Raw genomic sequence first — 22,392 nt, 5'->3', positions numbered from 1 at the left:
GACTGCAAATTATAAGATTTTTTTGAAATAAGGATATTTATTACTGTAAAAATCTCTTTAATTATCAATTAAAGTTATTTTGTTAACAGCCTTATATAGGATGATCAAAAGGTTTTAAGCGGTTTTACGCTTTAATTATTAAGAATAGATTTCTTGTTGCAGTTATAGGCAAGGTTAATCTATAATGTATATATTCGTTTAATTTAAAAAATTAGTAATAACTGTTTCTAGCTTTTGGTTGGTTAAACTATGCTAACTAAAATTAGTAAGGTTTTAGAAAAATTACTATTCTTATTTTAAAAAAATCTTATAATTTATACAGTTAAGAAAGACTAAAATAAGATAATTTAAATTTTATATATAAAACTTAAAAAATTGGGTTCTAAAAGCTTTAAGTAGATAGTAACGCAACAATGCTTAAATTCTTGCGTTACTATCTACTTAAAGCTTTTAGGCCTTCCTTTAAGCCGTCTTTTATAAATGAAATTTTAGCTTGTTTGCCGTCTGCGGTAATTAGTTCTATATAATTATCGTTTGATAAAATCATGTCTAGATCGTCTTTTGTAATAATAGCTAAAGCCTGACAGCCGTTTACTGTACAATTTACATATTTTCCGGCTGCTATTCGTTTGTCACCGCTATTAATAACTGTACCTGCCGGAATTTGAACATTTGACGGGACTATTTCTATTATTTTTAATTCCTGTTTTTCTTGTTCCCCATTGAAATAACCTATGTGATAAATGGCTAATATTTCCTTTTCTTTATCTTTCTCTAGATTATTAATTTGTTGTGATAAGAAGCAAAGTTGTTTTTTCTCATTATTAAGAGTACAATTTAAAGTCCAAGCTCCGTACTTTTTTGGTGCTGTTGATGCGTTGACGTTTTCTATGCTATACAAAACAAAAGTGCCGGTTATTATAAATAATCCACTAAAAATAAAAGCAATTTTTTTTATACAATCTTTCATATAATTTTTAACCTTTTTAAAATATTTTCTTTTCCTAAAATTTCTGCAATCTCAAATACGCTAGGTGATGCAGTCATACCTGTTATTAAAGCTCTTACCGGTTTCATAATGTCATTCAGCTTTAAGTCGTTTGCTGCTGCTATTTCTTTAAATTTATTCTGTACGGATTCCTTATCAAACTGCTCAAGTTCACTTAAGTTTTCTATAATTTGTTTGATTAAATTCTTATCGCAATTTTCTATAATTTCTTTTGAATCTTGGCTGTAGATGATAGGCGAATCTACTAGATAAATTTGAGCAAGGCGTGTTAGTTCTAGTAATGTTTCACTTCTAACTAACAAGCTTGGCATTGCTTGTTTGATATAGCCTATTTCCTGCTCACTAATCTTAAACTTCTTCGGCAACTCTACTGCTAGGGGTAATTTGTACGTCAATCCGGTACTCGCATCCTCACTTATGTCTATATACGCTGCGGTGCTGCGTTCCGTGTTTCCTCCAAATTCTTCCCTATAAGGGAGCTTCCGAAGAAGTGTATTATAATTTTGTTCCAATATCTCTACAGTCTTTGAAGTTAAGCTATCATTGTCAAGCATTCTTAAGTAATGAGCGTTAAGGCTATTCATCTTAGCAAAATCAAGCTTAGAAGGTGATTTACCGAGTGAATCAAGATTAAACCAGTCTATAGCCTGAGTCATTGAGATAATTTCATCATCGCCGTGACTCCATCCAAGACGCAGTAAATAATTGCACAAACTTTCCGGTAAATACCCCATATCCTTATAAGCTTCAATGCCTAATGCTCCATGCCTTTTGGATAATTTTGCTCCGTCTGCTCCATGAATTAATGGTATATGAGTCATGCTCGGTACTGCATATCCGAAAGCCTGATAAATAGCGAGTTGTCTTGCTGCATTGGTTAAATGATCGTCACCTCTAATAATATGAGTTATACCCATATCATGATCGTCTACTACAACTGCTAGCATGTAAGTAGCAGTGCCGTCTGCTCTTAATAGTACCATATCGTCTATATGAGAGTTTTCAATTACTACCTCACCTTGTAAAGTGTCATGAATTGTTATGCTACCCTCTCTTGGAGTTTTTAGACGTATTACTGGCTTAATATCAGTAGGATAGAGAGATGGATCTTTGTCACGCCACTCGCTATTAAAAATAAAATGCTGTTTATGTTCTAAAGCTTGTTGTCGCTGTCTTTCTATTTCTTCTTGGCGAGTAAAACAATAATATGCTTTACCGTTTTGCAGTAATTTTAGTGCAGCTTCTTTGTAAAGATTATTACGTTTAGACTGGAATATAACCTCACCGTTCCAATCAAGCCCTAGCCATTTTAGACCTGAGAATATAGCTTCTACCGCTTCTTTAGTTGACCTTTCTTTATCAGTGTCTTCAATGCGAAGCAAGAACTTACCGTTATGATGCCTTGCGAACAAATAATTAAAAAGGGCGGTTCTTGCCGAACCTATATGTAAAAACCCGTCGGTGACGGAGCAAATCTAGTAATTACGTTATTATTCATTTATTATCTTTTTTAAATATATACTAAGAACTGTGTCATACCGTGGCTTGCCACGGTATCCAGAAAACAACTAAACATACTAATAATATTAGTATGTTTAACTGGATCCCGCGATCAAGTTGGCTGTGTTGCATGGATCAGTTTTTGCGTCATTGCGAGGAAAGTGCATAGCAATTGACGAAGCAATCCAGTAAAAAATGCTAAAAATTAGCATTTTTTTATTATTTTTCTGAATTGCCACGCTCCTTACAGTCGCTCGCAATGACGATTCGGTATTCATGCAACAAGGCTGATCAAGTTAGTTAGGATAACACATACTCTTTCTCCCCAAACATATAAAATAATTTACGTCTATATCATCGCTTAATTTCCACTCATTTTTAGCCGGATCATATACCAAGCCTTTCAGCTCTTTAATTTCAATTTTGGTATCCGTAAGCATTTCGTAAATTTCCAACGGTTTTAGGAATTTGCTATAATCATGAGTGTTTTTTGGTACCCAACCTAAAATATATTCGGCAACTATTATTCCAAGTATATAAGCTTTTTTAGTACGGTTAATCGTAGAAATTATTGCCATACCGTTTGGCTTAATATGCTTCACCAAATTTAGTATAAATTGCTGTACGTTTTCTACGTGTTCAATAACCTCAAGACAAATTACCACATCATATAGCTTGTCACTTTCTAATTCTTCTATAGTAGATTGTAAATAATTTATTTTTACGCCGTTTTCCTTAGCATAAGCAGTTGCCGTTTCAATATTACTTTGCAGTGCATCAATGGCTGTAACGTTAAAACCTTGAGCCGCTAAAGGCGTTGCAATTAACCCTCCACCGCAACCGACGTCTAATATTTCTAATTTAGAAATATCGTTAGACATCTTTTCAAACTCTACTTCTAGAGGTAATTTGTGCGTCAATCTGCTGCTCGCATCCTCACGTACCAAAGCGTACGCTGCGGTGCTGTGCTGCATGTTTCCTACCAATTCCTCTCTATAAGCGAGTTTGGAAAGGTGTCTATTGTAATGCGTAGTTATTTTCTCTATTATATATTCAAGGCGAATAGGGTTTATTCGGTGTAAGATACCGAATTCTCCGTCCTTATTCCACCAATTATGAGAAATTTTCTCAAATTTTTCTAATTCTTTTTTATCGATTGAAGACATAGTCTATGATTCTTTCCAATGTCATCCCGTGGCTTGACCACGGGCTCTATAAGTACAGCCTAAGAACTTTAGTGGATCCCGTGGTCAAGCCACGGGATAACAAGAGGCCATACAACAAACATATATAATATACTCAGATGACTTTAATAATACTAGCCTTAATTTTAATTAGCTGCATATTTGCCCCGCTTGGTTGCATTGCCCTATGGAAGAGATATATTTATTTCGGTGACGGGCTTGCTCATAGTAGTTTTTTAGTGGCTAGTATAAGTATTATAGCACATGTTCCATTAATATATTCAGGCATAATAGTTGCAATTCTTTTTTCGTTTTTTGTGTTTATTTTTAAAAATAATTCTGAAAAAAACGCAGTTATTAATTTGATTTCTAGCTTTATGCTAGCTGTTGCTTTAGTTATTAATTATTTTACTTCTTTGCAGAATAATATAGTGAATTTGTTGTTTGGGGATATTTTATCCGTATCTTTTAATGATTTGATGATACTTGCAATAGTGCTAATAACTATTATAGGCTTTATAGTATATTTTTATAATCAAATTCTTCTTATTATTATCAATAGAGATATTGCCGTCATAAAAGGCTTAAAGGTTAATATTATTGAGCTAATATTTTTACTTCTTCTCTCATTATCGGTATTTTCTGCTATAAAGATTGTCGGAGTACTTATGGTAACTGCTATTTTACTTATTCCTGCAATGATTGCACGGTTTGTAGCATATAGCCCCTCCCAGATGATTATAATATCAATTCTTATATCTTTATTTATTAATTTTTGTGCTGCATTTAGCTCTTTCTACTTTGATTTACCTTTAACTCCATTGTTTATTATATTAGGTACGTTTATTTATGGTTTGTTGTATTTAAAGCGGTTATTATGAACCAAAATGCATTTACTGAATATGTCAAAGAATTGTTAGAACCATATGGTTCAGTAGTCGTTTGTGTAATGTTTGGTGGATATGGTATATATAAGGGTGGTGTTATGATAGGAATTATTAAGAGCAATGAATTATATTTTAAGTCAGACCTAAGCACTTATGAATATTTTCAATCTTTCGGTTCTGAGTCATTTGTATATCAAAGTAAAGGTAAACTTGTAACTCTATCATATTGGAAGGTGTTACCTGAAATTATGGAGGATCAAGAGTTATTAGGTAAGTGGTTTAAATTAGTTTTGAATGCTGCTATTAATAGTCAAAAGAAAAAATAAATGTCGTCCCGTGGTTTGACCAGCGTTGTTGTGTGTGGCGTTTTTTTCCGTCATTGCGAGAAGACACCATAGGCGTCGACAAAGAAATCTCAGGCACGATTCCTGAGATTTCCACGCTCCTTGCAGTCGCAATGACGTTAAAATCTATCCACGTTTTTCATAATCTCAAGATAATCAATTTTGCCGTTTGTAAGTAGAGGTACTTCTGAATCGGTAATAATTACTTTCGGTAAATGTAGTAAAGGAATTTGAGCTTTAGATACAGCATCTGCAAAGTTCTCTCTATTTATATTGGAACCGGTAGTAAGTAAAATAATCTTGTCTTCGTGCGTTTTATCGGGAATAGAAATAGCAGCGTGCAAGGAATCAGGATCAATTTCGCTTGCAAGTTCTTCAATTTTTGTAAGAGATATCATTTCCCCTGCTATTTTAGCAAAGTGTTTTAAACGTCCTAGAGTTGTTATATATCCTTCAGAATCGATTTTGACTATATCGCCTGTGTCGTACCATTCTTTATAAGTACGGTGACCTTCTAAGTCCAAGTAACCAAGCATGATGTTAGGACCCTTAATGAATAAACGTCCCCCTTCATTTATTCCCTCTACTTTCTCAAGCTTATAATCAATTTTCGGTAATAATCTTCCTACCGTGCCTGCTTTATTATGCATAGGGGTATTGCAAGCTATAATAGGTGAGGCTTCTGTAATCCCATATCCTTCAAAAATACGTATGCCATACTTATTAAGCCAAAATTGTCGTGTAGATTCTTTTAATTTCTCGCTACCGGCAAATATATAGCGTAATGAGTAAAAATCATATGGGTGAGCGTAATTAGCATAACCGTTTAAAAAAGTATCGGTAGAAATTAATATAGTTGCTCCAATATCGTATATAACTTCAGGAATGCTACGATAATTTAGTGGAGAAGGATATAGAAACAGCTTAATACCGTTTAAAGTTGTAATAATTGCACCACTAAAACCAAAACAATGAAATAGCGGTAGCGCATTAAATACTATATCTTCAGGGCTAAAAGGTACTTTAGCGGTTATTTGATATCTATTAGTTTGTAAATTTCTGTGAGATAATAATACGGCTTTAGGTTCACCTTCAGTACCCGAAGTAAAAATTATCACTGCCGGTTTTTCGTCATCACGATTACGACAAAAATAATTGTAATAAGTTTGGGCACAATAACTTCCTATTTTTGCTTTTAGTTTTAGGGCTGTACCAATCTGATTTTTAAAATCTTCTAAATATATTATTTTAATACCGAAATCTAATAAGTTAGTTATTAATTCATGTAAATTTGCTTTCTCAATAAATTGTTTTGAAGTGTAAACTACTTTAATTTGTGCAAGTTTACAGGAGTTAATAATAGTACTTATGCCGCTGCTCCAGTTAATTATAGCAGGAACATAACCGCTAGATTGCATAGCGTAAAAAGTAATTAACGTATTCGTGGTATTAGGCAACATTAAGCCTAAATTTCTGCCAAAGATATTATTCTTTTTGATTAAATCACCTAGGATAAAAGATTTTAATATTAAATCTCGATAAGTAACCGCATTATTTTCAAAATCATCAACTATTTTTTTCTTAAATCCATGAATTTTAGCAGCTTCTATAAGAGATGAGAATACAGTATTTTGATAGTCTGAACTTTCAAACATCATGTCAGCCATGATATCATAAAGAGTCCTAGATATATAACTGCGTCGTTCTTGATTGCTTGTAGCATCCATATTAGCGAATTTTACCGGCGGTAAAACGGTTATAGTAATTTTAGGAAATATTTTTCTTTTTAATATGTTTTTTAATTTTGATAAATGAGTAAATTGAGTACCGTCTATTCTAACCGGTAAGACGGTAGCACCGGCTTTATCGGCGATCATTCCCGGTCCTTCGTATATTTTCATTAAAGAGCCGGTAACGCTTATTCTACCTTCAGGGAAAATTGCTACTTTCTGATCCTTTTGTACTTCTTTTACTAAAGTCTTTATTGCCATTGGGTTACTTGGATCAACCGGCAAAGTTCTTGCCATACGTAAAAACGGTTTAATCCACCATATTTTTTGTATATCGGGACTAATTGCAAAAGTCATTTCTTCTCGTAAGTAAGTAGCAATTAGCGGCGGATCTAGATATGAAATATGGTTAGCGACCACTACTACTTTTTTACCTGCTTTTTGAAAATTTTCAAATCCTTTAACTTCAACATTATACATAAGATCAAAACAGATTTGGAATATTCTTCGCAATAGCTTAAATGGAATAATTTTAACTTCAGGTATTAAACGGTAAATATGTATAGTAACGATTATATTAGCTAGGCTAATAAATAATATAATCCAGGGTATAGTGAAATTTAGGTAAAATAATAAAGATAGAATTATTGTGGATCCCACCATGAAAATGGAATTGATAAGATTGTTAACGGCAATAATTCGACTACGATGAGTAGGGTTTGCGTAATGCTGTAATATTGCAAAAAGCGGAACGATATATAATCCGCCTATTGCCGCTAAGAACAATAAATCTATAACTATGCGCCAATTATGTCTTTTCGATAAAAATACTAAAATACTTTTTAGCTGAGTAGGTTCGTAGTTAACTGAGCTAATTCTACTTGCAAAGAATAAATCAATACCGAAAATACTAATGCCTAGGGCTGAAATAAATAGATATTTAACGGTAATCTCATCTTCAAATATTTTGCTACATAAAAACGAACCGACCCCAACACCAAGCGAGAAAACCGCTAAAAATAAATTAGCAACATTCTCATCAGCTTTAAAAGTTATCTTAGCAAGTAAAGGTATTTGAGAAATTATAGCAGCTCCGATAAACCAAAACCATGAAATACCAAGTATAGCTAAATATATCTGTTTTTTTGCTTTGGCATATTTAATCATATTTATGCTTTCATCTATAATATTAAAATTTAGTTTAATATCACGATTTACGTTTTTAGATTTTGGGAAAAAAGGCTTGTAATAAAGCCAAGAAAAGCGATGGTAATTAAGGAATAAATTATAAAATTATTGCTGATTGTATAATAGCTGCCGATTATAGTACCGATAAAAATACCGATAAAAGTTCCGGCTTCAACAAAGCCGTTAGCTCCAAGTAGTTCGTCTTTATTTAGGTGATCAGGTAATACGCTATATTTGATTGGACCGAAAAAAGTAGAATGTATACCCATTAAGCAAATAGAACAAAACAGGATTAACAGATTATTATGATGAAATCCGTAAATTGCAAAGGCAATTATACCGATTTCACAAATCTTAATAATTTTAATAAGATTTGTACGCTCGTATTTATCGGCAATTTGTCCTGCTATGCTTGCGAATATTATAAAAGGTAATACAAAAGTAGCATTAGCAATTAAAACAAGTAGATTATTATATTTACTTAAAGCTCCTGAAATACCATAAGTTATAAGGATTACCAGAGCATTTTTTAATATATTATCATTAAGACAACCGCATAACTGCACTATAAAATTCGGTAAAAATCGTCTATCTTTGAAAAGATATAATTTGTTTGTGTCCATGATATAAAATATTTTAAATGCTAATTTTATTGGGTGACTCTTATGTCATTCCCGTGAAAACAGGAATCCAGTAATTAAAAAATATAAATACAGTAAGTTTTTAAAACTAAAAACTCGATTTATCTCGCTTTACCCTGGATTCCCGCCTATGCGGGAATAACATAAGCGAGCTATGCAACAAAACCTAAACTCCCCAAATATTAACAATTTATATTAATATGTCAAATGTGGTGCTTATTTACTTTCTGTTTCTAAGCATCTTGATTTTATTAATTCATCTACAAGAGAAATGTTTTCGTCCGTAGAATCAGTGTAATTTTTGACTATTGTTTGTAATGCAGATAAAGCTTGGCTTGTAGTATCTTTCGTTTTAACTTTCTTTCTTCTTTGTAAATTCTTTTTTAAGGCAGTTGATAAATTATCAAATTTAGCCGGTGATTTGGCTTTTTTCGGTGCTTCTTTGATATAGTTGGTAGATGACATAAATAATTATCTTTTCACATTAGCATTATTATATTATATTATGGATATTTTGGAAAATAAAACTATAAATAATCTATGAATCAAAGTAATATAATCTCTCCTGAGTTATTGGATGAGAGAAGAAATATTGCAAGGCAAGGGGGCGGTGAAGCTAGGATCAACGCACAACATCAAAAAGGTAAGTTAACTGCACGAGAACGCATAGAAGTATTATTAGATCCGAATAGCTTTACCGAAACAGGTATGTTTGTATCCCATAGATGCGATAATTTTGGGATGCAGGATAAAAAGTTTTTAGGTGACGGCGTTGTAACGGGACACGGTACGATAAACGGTAGGTTGGTATTTATTTATAGCCAAGATTTTACCGTACTCGGTGGCTCTCTCGGCGAATATCATGCTAAGAAAATCTGTGATATTATCGATCAAGCTATAGAAACCGGTGCTCCCGTAATCGGTATTAACGACTCAGGGGGAGCAAGAATTCAAGAAGGGGTTGATGCTCTGGCCGGATACGGTGAATTATTTCAGCGTAATGTTTTAGCGTCGGGTGTCATCCCTCAAATTACCCTAATTATGGGCCCTTGTGCCGGTGGTGCGGTATATTCTCCTGCCTTAACCGATTTTATATTTATGGTTAAGAATAGTTCTTATATGTTCGTAACTGGTCCCGATGTAGTAAAAACCGTTACGGGTGAAGAAGTAAGCCAAGAAAAGCTCGGCGGTGCTAGGATGCATACCACTAAAAGCGGCGTTGCCGATCTTGCATTTAACAATGATATAGAAGCATTGCTTGAAATTCGTAAATTCTTTAATTTCCTTCCGTCATCCAATCGTAGTCCTCTTCCTGTTCGTTCGACTGTTGATCCTGCCGATAGAGTTGATATGTCTCTTAGCACGTTAATACCTAACACTCCTAATAAGCCTTATGATATGAAAGAGCTTGTTGAGCGTATCGTTGATGAGGGAGAATTTTTTGAACTACAACCTGATTTTGCTAAGAATATCATTATTGGCTTTGGTTATATGGAAGGTTATCCGGTAGGATTTGTGGCTAATCAGCCTTTGCATTTAGCAGGATGTTTAGATATAAACGCCTCAAGAAAAGCAGCAAGATTTGTTAGATTTTGTGATGCTTTCAATATTCCTATAGTAAGTCTTGTTGATGTGCCTGGATTTCTGCCTGGTACATCCCAAGAGCATGACGGTATTATTAAACACGGGGCTAAGCTGTTATACGCTTATGCGGAAGCTACAGTGCCGAAGATTACTGTAATTACCCGTAAGGCTTATGGAGGTGCTTATATAGTTATGAACTCCAAGCATCTTAGAGGCGATATAAACTATGCTTGGTTTAATTCGGAAATCGCTGTTATGGGGGCAGAGGGAGCAGCCGAGATAATATTTAAGGAAGAATGTAAAAACCCTGAAGCTAAAAAACAAAAAATCGATGAATATAGGAAAGTAGTAACTTCGCCTTTTGTTGCAGCATCTAGGGGATATTTGGATGATATTATAAGACCGCAAAATACCAGATGGCGAATATGTAAGGCGTTAAATTTCCTGCGTACTAAAAAAGTAGAACTGCCTTGGAAGAAGCATGATAATTTGCCGCTTTAGCTGTCATCCCGTGGCGTGACCATGGGATCTCAGAATACAGCCTGTGACACAAGACCCCGTGGTCAAGCCACTGGGTGACATTAGGATATAAAAAACTATGAATAAACCATTATTTGATAAAATTTTAATTGCTAATCGTAGCGAGATCGCCGTTAGGATAATACGTACCTTAAAAAAGATGGGATAAAGTCGGTTGCAGTATATTCTGAAGCAGATACAAACTCAATGTATGTGCAGCATGCAGATGAGGCTTATTATATAGGTGATTCCCCTGCAACGGAAAGTTATTTATCTATTAAAAATATTATTTCGGCGATTCGTGAAAGTGGCGCAAGTGCAGTACATCCAGGTTACGGTTTTTTATCAGAAAATCCAAATTTTGCCAATATTCTTAAAAGAGAAGGTGTTGTTTTAATAGGACCGAGTGCCGGAACTATTAAAAAAATGGGCGATAAAATCGAAGCAAAAAAGATAGCGATAGAAGCCGGAGTTAGCACCGTGCCAGGTTATATGGGAACTATAAACGATGTTAAACAAGCTATAGATATTGCTAAAGAGATTGGTTTTCCGGTAATAGTAAAAGCGGCTGCCGGCGGCGGTGGACGTGGTATGAGAGTAGTGAATAATCCCGCTGAAATGGCCAATGCTTTTGAGTCGGCAAAGCTTGAAGCAGCCAATAGTTTTAGTGACGATAGATTATTTATTGAGAAGTTAATTCAAACTCCCCGTCATATCGAAATTCAGCTAATTGCCGATCAATACGGCAATAGTGTATGTCTCGGAGAGCGGGAATGTTCAATACAGCGTCACCATCAAAAAGTAATCGAAGAAGCACCAAGTTCTTTTATTACTGAAGATATAAGGCAAGAAATGTATCGGCAGGTAATATCCTTATCTCAAAAAGTTGGATATTATTCGGCCGGTACCGTTGAGTTTATAGTAGATAGCAATAAAAATTTCTATTTTTTAGAGATGAATACTAGGTTGCAAGTCGAGCATCCTGTTACTGAGCTAATTACCGGTATAGATATCGTTGAAGAGATGATACAAATCGCAGCCGGCGAGAAATTATCATTTACACAAGATGACGTAAAATTAAAAGGTTGGGCATTTGAATCACGAATTTGTGCCGAAAACCCAAGCCGAGGTTTCTTACCTTCTAGCGGTAGAATTATAGCTTATTCCGAACCTGCAAAGAGTCCTAATATCCGTATAGATACAGGGATTGGGCTTGGCGGCGAAGTAAGTATGTTTTATGACTCAATGATTGCAAAATTATGTACTTACGGTGAAACAAGAGAGCAGGCAATTGAGCTAATGCATTCTGCTTTGAGTTCTTATATAATTAACGGTATTGCTCATAATATCAGTTTCTTAGAAGCGGTAATGCTACATCCACGCTTTGTTAACGGCGATATTTCTACTGCCTTTATTCAAGAAGAATATCCTGACGGTTTTTCCGGAGCTAGTCTAACTTCAGAAGTAACTACCGTATTTTTAGCAACGGCTATTTTTATTTATATATCGGAGCAAAGACGTGCTTCTTTAATTTCTGGCAATATTAACAATCAGGCTAACAAAATAGGTACAAGGTGGGTAGTAACTATCGATGATAAGCTATTTCCTGTATTAATTACACCTGTTGAAAACGGCTATAATATACGTCACGAAAGCGATAGAATATATATTCGTAGTAACTGGAATTTAGGTAATGAACTTTTTACAGCTATAATTAATGGTAAAAAGACAAATGTGAAAATTGAGAATATCAGAACCGGTTATTTATTATCGCATGCCGGTATTAGCGTAAAAGCCTTTGTACGCTCTCCTCGTATCTCAGAACTTGAAGCGTTGATGGTCTCAAAAGTAGTGGTGGAAGAAAGCTCCGAACTACAAGCTCCTCTAAGCGGTCAGATTGCTGCGATAAAGGTGAAAGAAGGGCAGGAAGTGACGGCAGGACAAGAAATTATGATTTTAACTGCTATGAAAATGGAAAACCTGATTCTTGCCGAAAGAGATGGAAAAATAGCTAAAATTTTTGTTAATGAAAAGGATAATGTTATAAGAGGGCAGGTATTATTAGAATTTGCTTGATATATTAGATTCTGTAAAGGATAATTCCATTATTTATATTTTCAGATATTTTTTAGCGCAAATTAATAAGATGTTTGCAGTAATAGTTGTTCCTATTTCAAAACAATCTTATAATTTGCAGCAAAGAAGAGCAAAAATAGATTAATTTAATTTTCCTTCACAGAACCTAATATATTGTCTTTTGCTTATAATTCGCTACTATAGTAAACTCAGCTCCATTTTATGACAAGCGTAAGGGTAGAGCCTATATATTAATAGGCAAGACAACGAACAACGAAGTACAAAATGGAGATCAGTTTACTATATTCATTTATTTAGAATTAATTAAGTCAAAATTTTGCTCAATAACTGAAATATTTGAGCTAGCTTTTTCAAATAGATAATGATTTTTGTTTACCTTATTATATGCCTCTACAGCTTCTGTAAATTCTTCTTGATTAAGGTAACACTCTCCTAAATAATATTGTGCTTCTTGATAATAATTAGAGCTTTTGTGTATTTTACTATACATGTCTATAGCTTCTTTATAATTTCTCATTCCTAAAATAATTATTTCCTTCCGTAAGATTTGGATGAGCCATGGTTCCTCCGTATTTTAATTAGATTTTTTTATAAAAAAGTATATATTACCATGAAATATGATCCTCATGTTTTGTGGTAATATATATGTATCTAATAAATGTGTAAGAGGTTTTGTCGTCATTGTGAGGCAAATTGTAAGTTTTGATTAAGCAATATAGTTAAAAATACTAATAATATTAGTATTTTTAACTAGACCCCATGGACAAGCCACAGGGTAACAATTAGGAAACTGGTCCACGCAACAACGTCTATGCAGGAATGACATAAGAGCAGGCAATGAAGCAATCTTATCGTAGGAATGACATTATTAAAGCTCAGAATCAAATATTTTTATATCACCGCCTAAAGACGTTTCTTCATCAAGTCTCTCAAGGGCAAAAGTGCGAAATATACCTGATTTAGAAGGAGTATGTTCTAACCTAGAGCCTGTGTTAGGTTTTTCAGTTTCAACCTTAAAATCAGAAACATAGCCCTCGTCTTCTACTACAGTATTTGTATTTATTGGAATTTTCTTCCCGCTAGAATAATCTTCTAACAGTGCTTTAATTTCTGCGAAATTTTGTAAATCTTTAGATAGTTGTTTTTTGAATTTAGAAAATTTTTGCTTTATTTGTTCTGATGATAAATTCTTATATCCGTCATAATGTGATGATATACGTGTTTTTCATATCGTCTCTAATATATTGGTGGTTAGGATTATTAGCTTTTTCACACAATGTAGAAATCTCAGTGATTTGAGTGAGTTGACACGATACATCGCTATGTAAGTTATCTTTTTCCCATCCTTTAACATTATAGTTACCGTGTTTAAGTAAATATTTTACTATTGTGACCTGCCCATACTCTGATGCAAGCATTAAAGGTGATACATCTGTATTGCCGTTAATCGTTTGCATCTAATAATGTTTTTACCGCATTTAAATTACCGTATATTATTGCTACTTCTAGAGCTACATCTAAATTAGCGTTTTTAGATAAAAGATACTTTGCAATTTCTTTTCTATTTTTTAAATTTGCGGTACTTAATGGTGTGTTAAACGATATTCAGTATTAACATCAAAACCGTATATTTCAACAAATTTTTTAATTACTTCAAGCTTATTTTCGTTTATTGCTTTAAAAAAGATTTGCTTATGAAGATCGTTTACATTTTGACCACCTTGTGCTGCTTCTTCTAAGGTTGTATTTAAATAAGTTGCTCCTTTTATTAAAAGATCACATGTAATGTCTATTTTGTAAGGTTCTTCCAAACCGGCAGTAACATTTAGTGTATTAGAACCATAATGACTAAAATTTACATTCACTCCTTTTTCTTCTACAAAATACTTTACTAAAATTAAACTTTTATTGTGTATTGCTTGTATTAGACTGGGATTAGGTTCAAACGTAAGATGATTAAGTAAATATTCAGCTTGTGCATTATTGTTTTTCAGTGCAAATTCTAATGCTTTGTATTTATTTTACACCTTGCGATATAAGGTCTTCCATGAGATTTATTTTATTTAAATTCGGATCATCTAAGCTAGCTATAATATTTAATGCTGTCCCGTCTTTAGGATGAAACGCATCAAAATATTGTTTTAAATACCCTAGAGTTATTACATTTTCTGTTTTAGTAGTTTCCGGCTTAGTAGTTCTTTTTATTTGAGAACCCCCTGGAGCTGTGGAGGAGTTGTGCATGATAATTTACCTTAAATTAATTTATAGCGTGCGTACTATAGATTAATCTAAGTAAATTATCAACATCTTAATTGATAGTAAAATAATTTACGATTTCTTAACTTTAAGTTGTATTTGATGGTTCTCTAATTCTACTTTACTTACATAATCAGGCGTGAAATTTTTAGCAAACTCGCCTAAAGTTTGTTCTTTAATAAAGTCTCCATAATTATCAATTATCTTAGATAAATTAAACTCGCTTATTATCTCAATTAAAATCCTGTCAGTGATAGAGAAATCGGCATCTTTTCGAGCCTGTTGTATAAAGCGTACAATGTCTCTTGCGTATCCTTCTTCTATTAACTCAGGTGTTAGCTCTAAATCAAGTATTAACAAGCTACTATTATTCTGAAAACTTGCTGCTCCTTTGATATGTGAATACGGCTCTAAAACTAGCTTATATTCGTCACTATTTAAGGTTTCACCGCATATAGCTAAACCGCCTGCGATAGCTTCCCACTCACCTTTTTTAGAAGCTGCTATAATCTCTTTCATTTTATGCGGCAAACGTTTGCCAAGCATTGGGAAATTAATCGATAGTTTTTTGCTTGCGTAATTCTCTAGATCGTCACGATAAATTACTGCCTTAACATTAATTTCATCTTTAATTAAATCTTCAAAATCTTTGAGGTTGTTATTATGTTTACTGATAATAGCTATGCTAGCAAGTGGTTGCCTTACCCTGATATTTTCAGTGCTTCGGATAAATAGGCTATTACTGCAAATATCAAGCACGTTATCCATAGTAGCAACCAGCTCGTGATTTATTTCAAAGTCTGAGAGAGTAGGGTAGTTGCAGAGATGTACGCTAATCGCGTCATTGCGAGGCACTGAAAGTGCCGTGGCAATCTTATGAGATACTCCTGAAATTGCTTTGTCAAGACTTGTGTCTTTCCTCGCAATGACGTTGGATTTTCCTGAGAGTGCCGTGTCGTTACGCTCCTCACAATGACGTAATCCCTTATATATCGCTTCCGAAATCATAGGCACTAGTGCCGACATCGCAATAGCCATGGTGTCTAAACATGAATATAGAGTATTATAAGCATTTTGCTTATCTGTATCTTTTTCGCTTGTCCAAAATCTAGCTCGGCTTCGTCTTATATACCAGTTATTCAAAACTTCAAAAAATTCTGAAACTGCATGATAAGCTGTTTGCGTATCGAAATTATCTAAGCTCTCTTCAATTTTTTGTACGGCTATTTTAAGCTTAGATAATATATAAACATCAAGTACGTTTTTAGAGCTAAAATTAAGCTTGCCTTTAAGCGAATCGGCATTAGCATACATCGTAAAGAAATGGTAAGCATTCCATATAGGTTTGATAAATAGACGAAGCGTATCAAATACCATTTTGCCGTCTTTATCAATTAATAGCTCCTGACCTTTAACAACGTTTGAAGATAACATCGTAACTCTTAAAGCGTCAGAGCCGTATTTATCAAATAGCTCCAGCGGATCGGCGTAGTTATTAAGACGCTTTGAAAGTTTTTGACCTGTAGAGTCTAAAATTATGCCGTGGCATATACAATTTAAAAACGGTGGGCGATCAAATAAAGCGGTAGATAGCACCATTAAAGTATAAAACCATCCGCGTGTTTGAGCTGAATACTCAACTATAAAATCAGCCGGAAAATGATCCTCAAACCACTCTTTATTTTCAAAAGGGTAATGGGCTTGCCCATATGGCATTGAACCGCTTTCAAACCAGCAATCAAACACATCTTCTATTCTACGCATTGTTGATTTACCGGTTGGATCGTCGGGATTTGGTCTTGTCAGTTCATCGATAAACGGACGATGTAAATCAGTAACTTTAACACCAAAATCTTTCTCTAATTCCTCTATAGAGCCGTAAACGTCTATGCGTGGATATTTTGGATCATCGGACTTCCATACAGGTAGCGGCGTTCCCCAGAATCTATTACGGCTTATCGACCAATCACGGGCATTTTCAAGCCACTTACCAAATAAATTATCTTTAACATGGAAAGGTATCCAGTTAATTTGCTGATTTAACTCTACCATTCTATCTTTAAATTGCGTAACCTTTACGTACCATGACGGAACAGCCTTATATATAAGAGGCGTATCTGTTCGCCAGCAATGAGGATAATTATGAATATACTGCTCGGTTTTTAGCCAATTTCCTTGCTCTTTCAGTTTGATTATTATTTTGTCATTTGCATCAAATACTTGTAAGCCCTCTAAATCAGGAATTTCTTTAGTGAATTTACCGCTATTATCAACAGGACAAACAAGCTCAATACCTTTCGATTCACAAAGTATTTGGTCATCTTCACCAAAACCTGGAGCCATATGTACGACTCCTGTGCCGTCACCCTCAACCACGAAATCGCCTGCAAATATCTTGAAGCTGTTTGGATGATTCTCGAAATAGTCGAATAAAGATTTATAGTTCAATCCTTGAAGTGCTGAGCCTTTAATTATCTCAAAATTTTCTTCACCGCTAAGTCCTAATTCTTTAGCATATTTAGAGACGGAATAGGCAGCTATTATATAACAAACATCATTTTTAGGGACTAATGCATAATCTATATCACTACCGACTGCTAAGGCTAAATTTGACGGCAATGTCCAAGGTGTTGTCGTCCAAGCGAGTATACGGTATTCTTTAAAAGATCCTGTGGTCGTAGCCACGGGATGAGATAGTACAAAACTCACCGTTACAGCTTTATCGGCTCGCTCACGATAAGAATTATCAAGTCTTGTTTCAAAATTAGAAAGCGGTGTTTCGCATGCCCAAGAATAAGGCATTACCCGCATAGATTCATACAATAACCCCTTATTATATAACTCCTTAAATGCCCAAAGTACGGATTCCATAAAATTCTTATCCATCGTTTTATAAGAATTTTTAAAATCCACCCATCTTGCTTGACGAGTTACATATTCTTCCCAATCATTAGCATATTTCATTACCGAAGCTCTGCAATGTGCATTAAACTTTTCTATACCAAAATTAGCTATTGCAAGACGTCCTGAAATGCCAAGTTCTTTCTCTGATTGCATTTCAGCAGGAAGACCGTGACAGTCCCAACCAAAGCGACGTTCGACTTTCTTACCTTTTATGGTTTGGTATCTAGCATATACGTCTTTAATAAAGCCGGTAAGCAAATGACCGTAATGCGGCAAACCGTTTGCAAAAGGCGGGCCGTCATAAAAAATAAATTCTGACTCTCCGTTCCTATCATCAATAGATTTTTGGAATATAGTATTGTCTTGCCAAAATTTTAGTATCTCTCGCTCTAAGCCTGCAAAATCAGCATTCGAGCTAACTTCAGGATAATATTTAGTATTTGTCATTATTTTAGAAATTATTTTTAAAAATATCTTCATTATATGCAAGAGAGGTCATAATACAAGAATTTTTAAGGTATTTAAGAAAGTAATAAGGTGTATTACAGATTAAAAGATGATATAGAAATTTTGTCTAACTCAATTCATTTCACTATTAGTTACTAGCTATCGTTTCAGCTTCATAAGCCGGATAATATTTGTGCTTCGTATCCTAAATACTGCCACTCTTCATTTAAATATTTAAACATTACTTCAACTCTAGTATATTTTGTTAAATCGCTAAGGCCCTGTGCTTTAGCATCACTTTCTACTTTATTACTTAAATTTAGTAGGAGCTTTTGTTTTTGCTCTAAATTAATAGTTTTCATAAGAGCTAGCAAATCACAGATTTTAAATATTAAATTCTTTACATATTTCTTTTCTGTTTTATAAGAATAATATTTGTCATCATTTATCTTCTCTTGAAGATCTAAATTATTCAGAGAAAAGTCTCTTTAGTGTTTTTGAATTTTCACCGAAATAACTTATAGGGATAACTTGATTATTAACTAATGTTCTATCATGTTCTTTATTAGAACATGCTTTTTTAAATTGAGTTTTCATATTATGTGAATTAGCAAATCAAAACAATATTGCAACTTAATTGTAAGCTAGCTCAAGCTTTGTCTGCTGTATATATCGGATAATTTTTTCCTGTCCTTTTTCTTCCGCAAGTAAAGCCATCAAGGAAGAAGATCAAGAATTATTGTTATGAGAAGACATTATTGGGTTACAAGTTAAAATTTAGAATTTTCTTTATTCGCTTTTTGATATTTCTGTTTTAAAAATTCATCAACAAATGATTCTGATTTAGAACCATGTTGTTTAAACAATGCTTGAGCTTCTTTTACAGTCTTATGACAAGTGATTAAATGTAATTCATTATTAACTTTATTTATAAGTTTCAATAGCATTTTTATATTTGATATGGAGTTAATATTACCAATTAAGCATATCTACGTAAACATTCTAACTATGGGGATCTTTGAAGGGGCGAGTAATTTTTTCATCTGTGAGAAAGTTTTTACTATATTTTCTACGGCAGTCTCAATCAATTTATCGGTTTCAATATAATTTTCCGATTCGTCTTGGATATAAAAAAGAATAGATGAAACATAAACCGAGAGCAATAAGCTTCTTTTGGTATAATAGTTAAAATCAAGAGATTTATCACCGGCATAACGCCAAATAGCATCACAACTACGGAATGCAACTTCAGTTCCTTGTATTGGGTTTAATGCAAAATAAGCGGCATTCTTACTATGAATAATAGGAAGTACGGTTTTGACCCTAGTCTTTACGGCCAAAGATATTTTTTCTCTTATTTTTGATGGTTCTACTATTATCTTTAAGCTTTCTAGCATAATATTATCTAAATACTCTTCCAAGAATCCTACTATTTCGGATAAACCTTCTGGAAAAACTATTAAGCTATAGCCTTTTGCGAAACCGCATTGTTCTTCTGCTTCTTCGAGTAGTTTATTATTCCATTCATTAAACGGTAATAATTCTAATAAAGATTGCACGAAGCTTATTTTTTTGATATGGTGTTCTTCTTGAATGCTCATATTTTTAACCTTGACATATAACTGAATTATAGGGTATAGTTCAATAAACCACAATATCTTTTAAGGAGAGTAATTTTAGTGATACTAGTAAATGTTCACGCCGGTAATTGTGATAATACGCTTAAGAATTTTAAGAAAAAGCTACAAAGAGAGCTTTATTTTCGTAAGATGAAAGAACAGCGTTATTATGAAACACCTTCAGCGAAGCGTGTTCGTAAAGTACAAGAAGCAGCAAGAAGACAGAGAAAATTTGCTCGTAAAAAAATGTTTGATGAATAAAATTTCAAACAATTTTCATACTAAATATAAAGCTAGAAATATTAATATTTCTAGCTTTTTTTATTGTCATCTAGTTGCTTGACCATGTGTTTGTGTTGTACGAACGTTCAAGATGTCATTCCTGCGCAAGCAGGAATCCAAAAAATAGCCATACAAAATTTTATGTATTTGATGAAATAAATATAATAAAAAAACAAGTTTTTATATTTATATGTTTGACTGGATTCCCGCTTCCGCGGGAAAATGACATAAAAACAATCAATGCAACAACACCCCGCTTTTGCAGAAATGACAATAAGACACTTAAAACTTGAAATATTTTCAATTAGCTTTTTTTTATGTTATAAAGAACTGTTATAGTCATATAAACAGTATCTATGCTTAGTTATCTTAAACAAAATTTTTCTAGTAGAGTACTAATTTTTACTTTAGCAACAGCAGCTATTATTTTTGCTTGTGCTACTTTTTATGTGATATCTTTAGAATCAAAGAATTTTAGTACGATTATTGGATTTTTATTAGTTGATTTAGCAATTTTTTTAATTTTAGGTGTTGTACTAACTCAAAAATTTTTTACTAAAAATAATAATAACGATAGTTCTAAATTACAAAATCGTATTGTAATTGCCTTTAGTTTAGTTGCAGCTATTCCAACTATAATTGTTTCGGTATTTTCTGTTTATTTTTTTAATCTTAGTGTTCAAGCTTGGTTTGATAAGAAGATTTCTACGGTTCTTGATCAATCCGTGATAGTTGCAGAATCGTATATTGCCGAGCATAAATTACAGCTAAAAGAAACGGCTTTAGCCGTTGCTGAAGATTTAAGCGATATGTATTACGATTTAATTCACAATCCCGCTTTATTTACTAAAACACTTAATACTGAAGCAGAGATGCGTTCGCTTGATGAGGCTATAGTTTTAAACAAATCTACTAATACTATAGTAGCTAATAGTTATTTAAGTTTTTCATTATCATTTGCAACTATCCCTGCACATTTAATAAAAAAAGCGGATTTAGGTGAACTGGTGGAAGTAAAATCCGATCCAACCAAAATAAGAATGCTGATTAAATTAAAAGAGTATAATGATGTGTATTTATTAGTTGGTAGATTAGTAGATAATAAAATTATCGACCATGTAGATGCAACTAACGGAGCAGCTGCCGAGTATAATAGCCTTAAAAATGAAATAGATAATATACAGATTAAGTTCTCTATAATGTTTATCTTTATTGCCTTATTACTTCTTTTTGTAGCTATAAGTTTCGGGGTTATATTTACTGCTAAAATAGTAAAACCTATTAAAAAATTAGTTACTGCAACCGATAACGTTAAAGACGGCGATTTAACGGTACAAGTGCCTGAAAATGAAGTAGATAAAGACGAAATAGGCACGCTTTATGTGGCATTTAATAGAATGATTAAGCAGCTTTCTCGCCAGCAGCGTGATTTAGTTATAGCACAGAGGGCTATGGCTTGGTCGGATGTTGCAAAAAAAGTAGCCCATGAAATCAAGAATCCGTTAACTCCTATTTTACTTGCTTCTGAAAGATTGCTGAAGAAATTTAGCCCTGAAATTAAGGAAAGGGTAGAATTTGAAAATTATTTAAAAATGATTATTCGCCATACTAACGATATTAAAAATATAGTATCCGAATTTGTTCTTTTTGCACGTCTTCCTGCTCCTAAATTTACGAAGAGTGAATTAGTTTATTTAGTTAAACATATTGTTGAAGCACGTAAATTACTTAATGATCATATTTTGTATAAATTTGAGTCTAACGTAGAACAATTTGATTTTATGTGTGATGCTACCCAAATAAATCAAGTTATGATCAATTTATTGAAAAACGCAGAAGAGTCAATAGAAGGACGAGAATCAGGGAAAATAGAAGTTACTATAGATGTTCAAGATGAGTTTATTAGCGTTATTGTAACGGATAACGGTAAAGGATTTCCGCCTGAGCTAATAGGCAAAGCTACCGAAAGCTATGTTACGACCAGCAGTAAAGGTATGGGAGTAGGGCTTGCTATAGTTAAAAGAATAGTCGAAGAACATTGCGGCATTCTAGATATAGCAAACAGAGAAGCAGAGGGAGCAATAATCGATATAAAATTTGATTTAAAAGAATTGGATTTAAAGGTTAAGCGTTTGGAAATGTAGTATTTTACTAGAGGATGCAGTTCTTAAAGAAAATTTAGAATCAATTATTTATCACCT

General features: G+C 33.4%; 18 protein-coding genes and 3 pseudogenes. 6 read left to right on the top strand and 15 right to left on the bottom strand.

Annotated features, from left to right (window positions below; genetic code table 11):
* Positions 1-433: 433 nt before the first annotated feature.
* The 3 genes and pseudogenes from ACSFFC_RS00270 to ubiG form a co-directional block, all read right to left on the bottom strand.
* Complete coding sequence (locus ACSFFC_RS00270) at positions 434-970, bottom strand: invasion associated locus B family protein (RefSeq protein ID WP_004997873.1); 537 nt, start codon at positions 968-970, stop codon at positions 434-436.
* Positions 967-2,507, bottom strand: a pseudogene (gltX, locus tag ACSFFC_RS00265) (glutamate--tRNA ligase). The gene ACSFFC_RS00270 and the pseudogene gltX overlap by 4 nt, the downstream one beginning before the upstream one ends.
* A gap of 298 nt (positions 2,508-2,805) precedes the next feature.
* Positions 2,806-3,675 carry a bifunctional 2-polyprenyl-6-hydroxyphenol methylase/3-demethylubiquinol 3-O-methyltransferase UbiG gene (ubiG, locus tag ACSFFC_RS00260; RefSeq protein ID WP_014410929.1) on the bottom strand — a complete coding sequence of 290 codons (870 nt, stop codon included), beginning with the start codon at positions 3,673-3,675 and terminating at the stop codon, positions 2,806-2,808.
* A gap of 137 nt (positions 3,676-3,812) precedes the next feature.
* Between ubiG and ACSFFC_RS00255 the strand changes: the two genes are divergently transcribed.
* Together ACSFFC_RS00255 and ACSFFC_RS00250 are read left to right on the top strand one after the other, a co-directional pair.
* Positions 3,813-4,574, top strand: coding sequence for a metal ABC transporter permease (locus tag ACSFFC_RS00255; protein WP_004997884.1), 762 nt, complete (start codon positions 3,813-3,815; stop codon positions 4,572-4,574).
* Positions 4,571-4,906 carry a TfoX/Sxy family protein gene (locus tag ACSFFC_RS00250; RefSeq protein WP_014410928.1) on the top strand — a complete coding sequence of 112 codons (336 nt, stop codon included), beginning with the start codon at positions 4,571-4,573 and terminating at the stop codon, positions 4,904-4,906. Before ACSFFC_RS00255 ends, ACSFFC_RS00250 begins: the two co-directional genes overlap by 4 nt.
* 137 nt (positions 4,907-5,043) lie before the next feature.
* Here the strand turns inward: ACSFFC_RS00250 and ACSFFC_RS00245 are convergent.
* Positions 5,044-8,465: pseudogene (locus ACSFFC_RS00245) on the bottom strand (acyl-[ACP]--phospholipid O-acyltransferase).
* Between the two features lie 234 nt (positions 8,466-8,699).
* A complete protein-coding gene (locus ACSFFC_RS00240; RefSeq protein ID WP_004997887.1) occupies positions 8,700-8,948 on the bottom strand; it encodes a hypothetical protein in 249 nt (82 codons plus the stop codon).
* Between the two features lie 75 nt (positions 8,949-9,023).
* On the opposite strand from ACSFFC_RS00240, the gene ACSFFC_RS00235 reads away from it, so the two are divergent.
* Entirely contained in the window at positions 9,024-10,568 is a 1,545-nt protein-coding gene (locus tag ACSFFC_RS00235) for an acyl-CoA carboxylase subunit beta (protein WP_004997890.1), read from the top strand.
* Positions 10,569-10,665: 97 nt separating this feature from the next.
* Positions 10,666-12,662, top strand: a pseudogene (locus tag ACSFFC_RS00230) (acetyl-CoA carboxylase biotin carboxylase subunit).
* A gap of 310 nt (positions 12,663-12,972) precedes the next feature.
* Here ACSFFC_RS00230 and ACSFFC_RS00225 read toward each other — a convergent pair.
* The 10 genes from ACSFFC_RS00225 to ACSFFC_RS00180 form a co-directional block, all read right to left on the bottom strand.
* On the bottom strand, positions 12,973-13,200 hold the full coding sequence (locus ACSFFC_RS00225; RefSeq protein ID WP_012719897.1) for a tetratricopeptide repeat protein: 228 nt from the start codon (positions 13,198-13,200) through the stop codon (positions 12,973-12,975).
* A gap of 682 nt (positions 13,201-13,882) precedes the next feature.
* On the bottom strand, positions 13,883-14,101 hold the full coding sequence (locus ACSFFC_RS00220; protein ID WP_041472296.1) for a hypothetical protein: 219 nt from the start codon (positions 14,099-14,101) through the stop codon (positions 13,883-13,885).
* Positions 14,102-14,126: 25 nt separating this feature from the next.
* Positions 14,127-14,288, bottom strand: a complete 162-nt coding sequence (locus ACSFFC_RS00215; protein WP_146709550.1) for an ankyrin repeat domain-containing protein — start codon at positions 14,286-14,288, stop codon at positions 14,127-14,129.
* Positions 14,267-14,548 (bottom strand): hypothetical protein, encoded by a 282-nt coding sequence (locus tag ACSFFC_RS00210; protein WP_010977551.1) that lies wholly within the window; start codon positions 14,546-14,548, stop codon positions 14,267-14,269. The genes ACSFFC_RS00215 and ACSFFC_RS00210 overlap by 22 nt, the downstream gene beginning before the upstream one ends.
* A gap of 151 nt (positions 14,549-14,699) precedes the next feature.
* Positions 14,700-14,924, bottom strand: coding sequence for a hypothetical protein (locus ACSFFC_RS00205; RefSeq protein WP_014410924.1), 225 nt, complete (start codon positions 14,922-14,924; stop codon positions 14,700-14,702).
* 87 nt (positions 14,925-15,011) lie between these two features.
* Positions 15,012-18,290, bottom strand: coding sequence for an isoleucine--tRNA ligase (gene ileS, locus ACSFFC_RS00200; RefSeq protein WP_014410923.1), 3,279 nt, complete (start codon positions 18,288-18,290; stop codon positions 15,012-15,014).
* 173 nt (positions 18,291-18,463) lie between these two features.
* Positions 18,464-18,652 carry a hypothetical protein gene (locus ACSFFC_RS00195; protein WP_014410922.1) on the bottom strand — a complete coding sequence of 63 codons (189 nt, stop codon included), beginning with the start codon at positions 18,650-18,652 and terminating at the stop codon, positions 18,464-18,466.
* Between the two features lie 106 nt (positions 18,653-18,758).
* Positions 18,759-18,887, bottom strand: a complete 129-nt coding sequence (locus ACSFFC_RS00190; RefSeq protein ID WP_269208348.1) for a hypothetical protein — start codon at positions 18,885-18,887, stop codon at positions 18,759-18,761.
* A 173-nt stretch (positions 18,888-19,060) separates the two neighbouring features.
* Positions 19,061-19,237 (bottom strand): hypothetical protein, encoded by a 177-nt coding sequence (locus ACSFFC_RS00185; RefSeq protein WP_014410921.1) that lies wholly within the window; start codon positions 19,235-19,237, stop codon positions 19,061-19,063.
* A gap of 42 nt (positions 19,238-19,279) precedes the next feature.
* Positions 19,280-19,891, bottom strand: coding sequence for a COQ9 family protein (locus ACSFFC_RS00180; protein ID WP_014410920.1), 612 nt, complete (start codon positions 19,889-19,891; stop codon positions 19,280-19,282).
* 78 nt (positions 19,892-19,969) lie between these two features.
* Between ACSFFC_RS00180 and rpsU the strand changes: the two genes are divergently transcribed.
* Together rpsU and ACSFFC_RS00170 are read left to right on the top strand one after the other, a co-directional pair.
* Positions 19,970-20,170 (top strand): 30S ribosomal protein S21, encoded by a 201-nt coding sequence (rpsU, locus tag ACSFFC_RS00175; RefSeq protein WP_004997902.1) that lies wholly within the window; start codon positions 19,970-19,972, stop codon positions 20,168-20,170.
* A gap of 377 nt (positions 20,171-20,547) precedes the next feature.
* Positions 20,548-22,335, top strand: coding sequence for a sensor histidine kinase NtrY-like (locus ACSFFC_RS00170; protein ID WP_014410919.1), 1,788 nt, complete (start codon positions 20,548-20,550; stop codon positions 22,333-22,335).
* The last annotated feature ends 57 nt before the right edge of the window (positions 22,336-22,392 follow it).

The sequence above is a fragment of the Rickettsia parkeri genome (genome assembly GCF_051427245.1).
Taxonomy (GTDB): Bacteria; Pseudomonadota; Alphaproteobacteria; order Rickettsiales; family Rickettsiaceae; genus Rickettsia; species Rickettsia rickettsii.
This window is presented reverse-complemented; position numbering and strand designations above follow the sequence as displayed.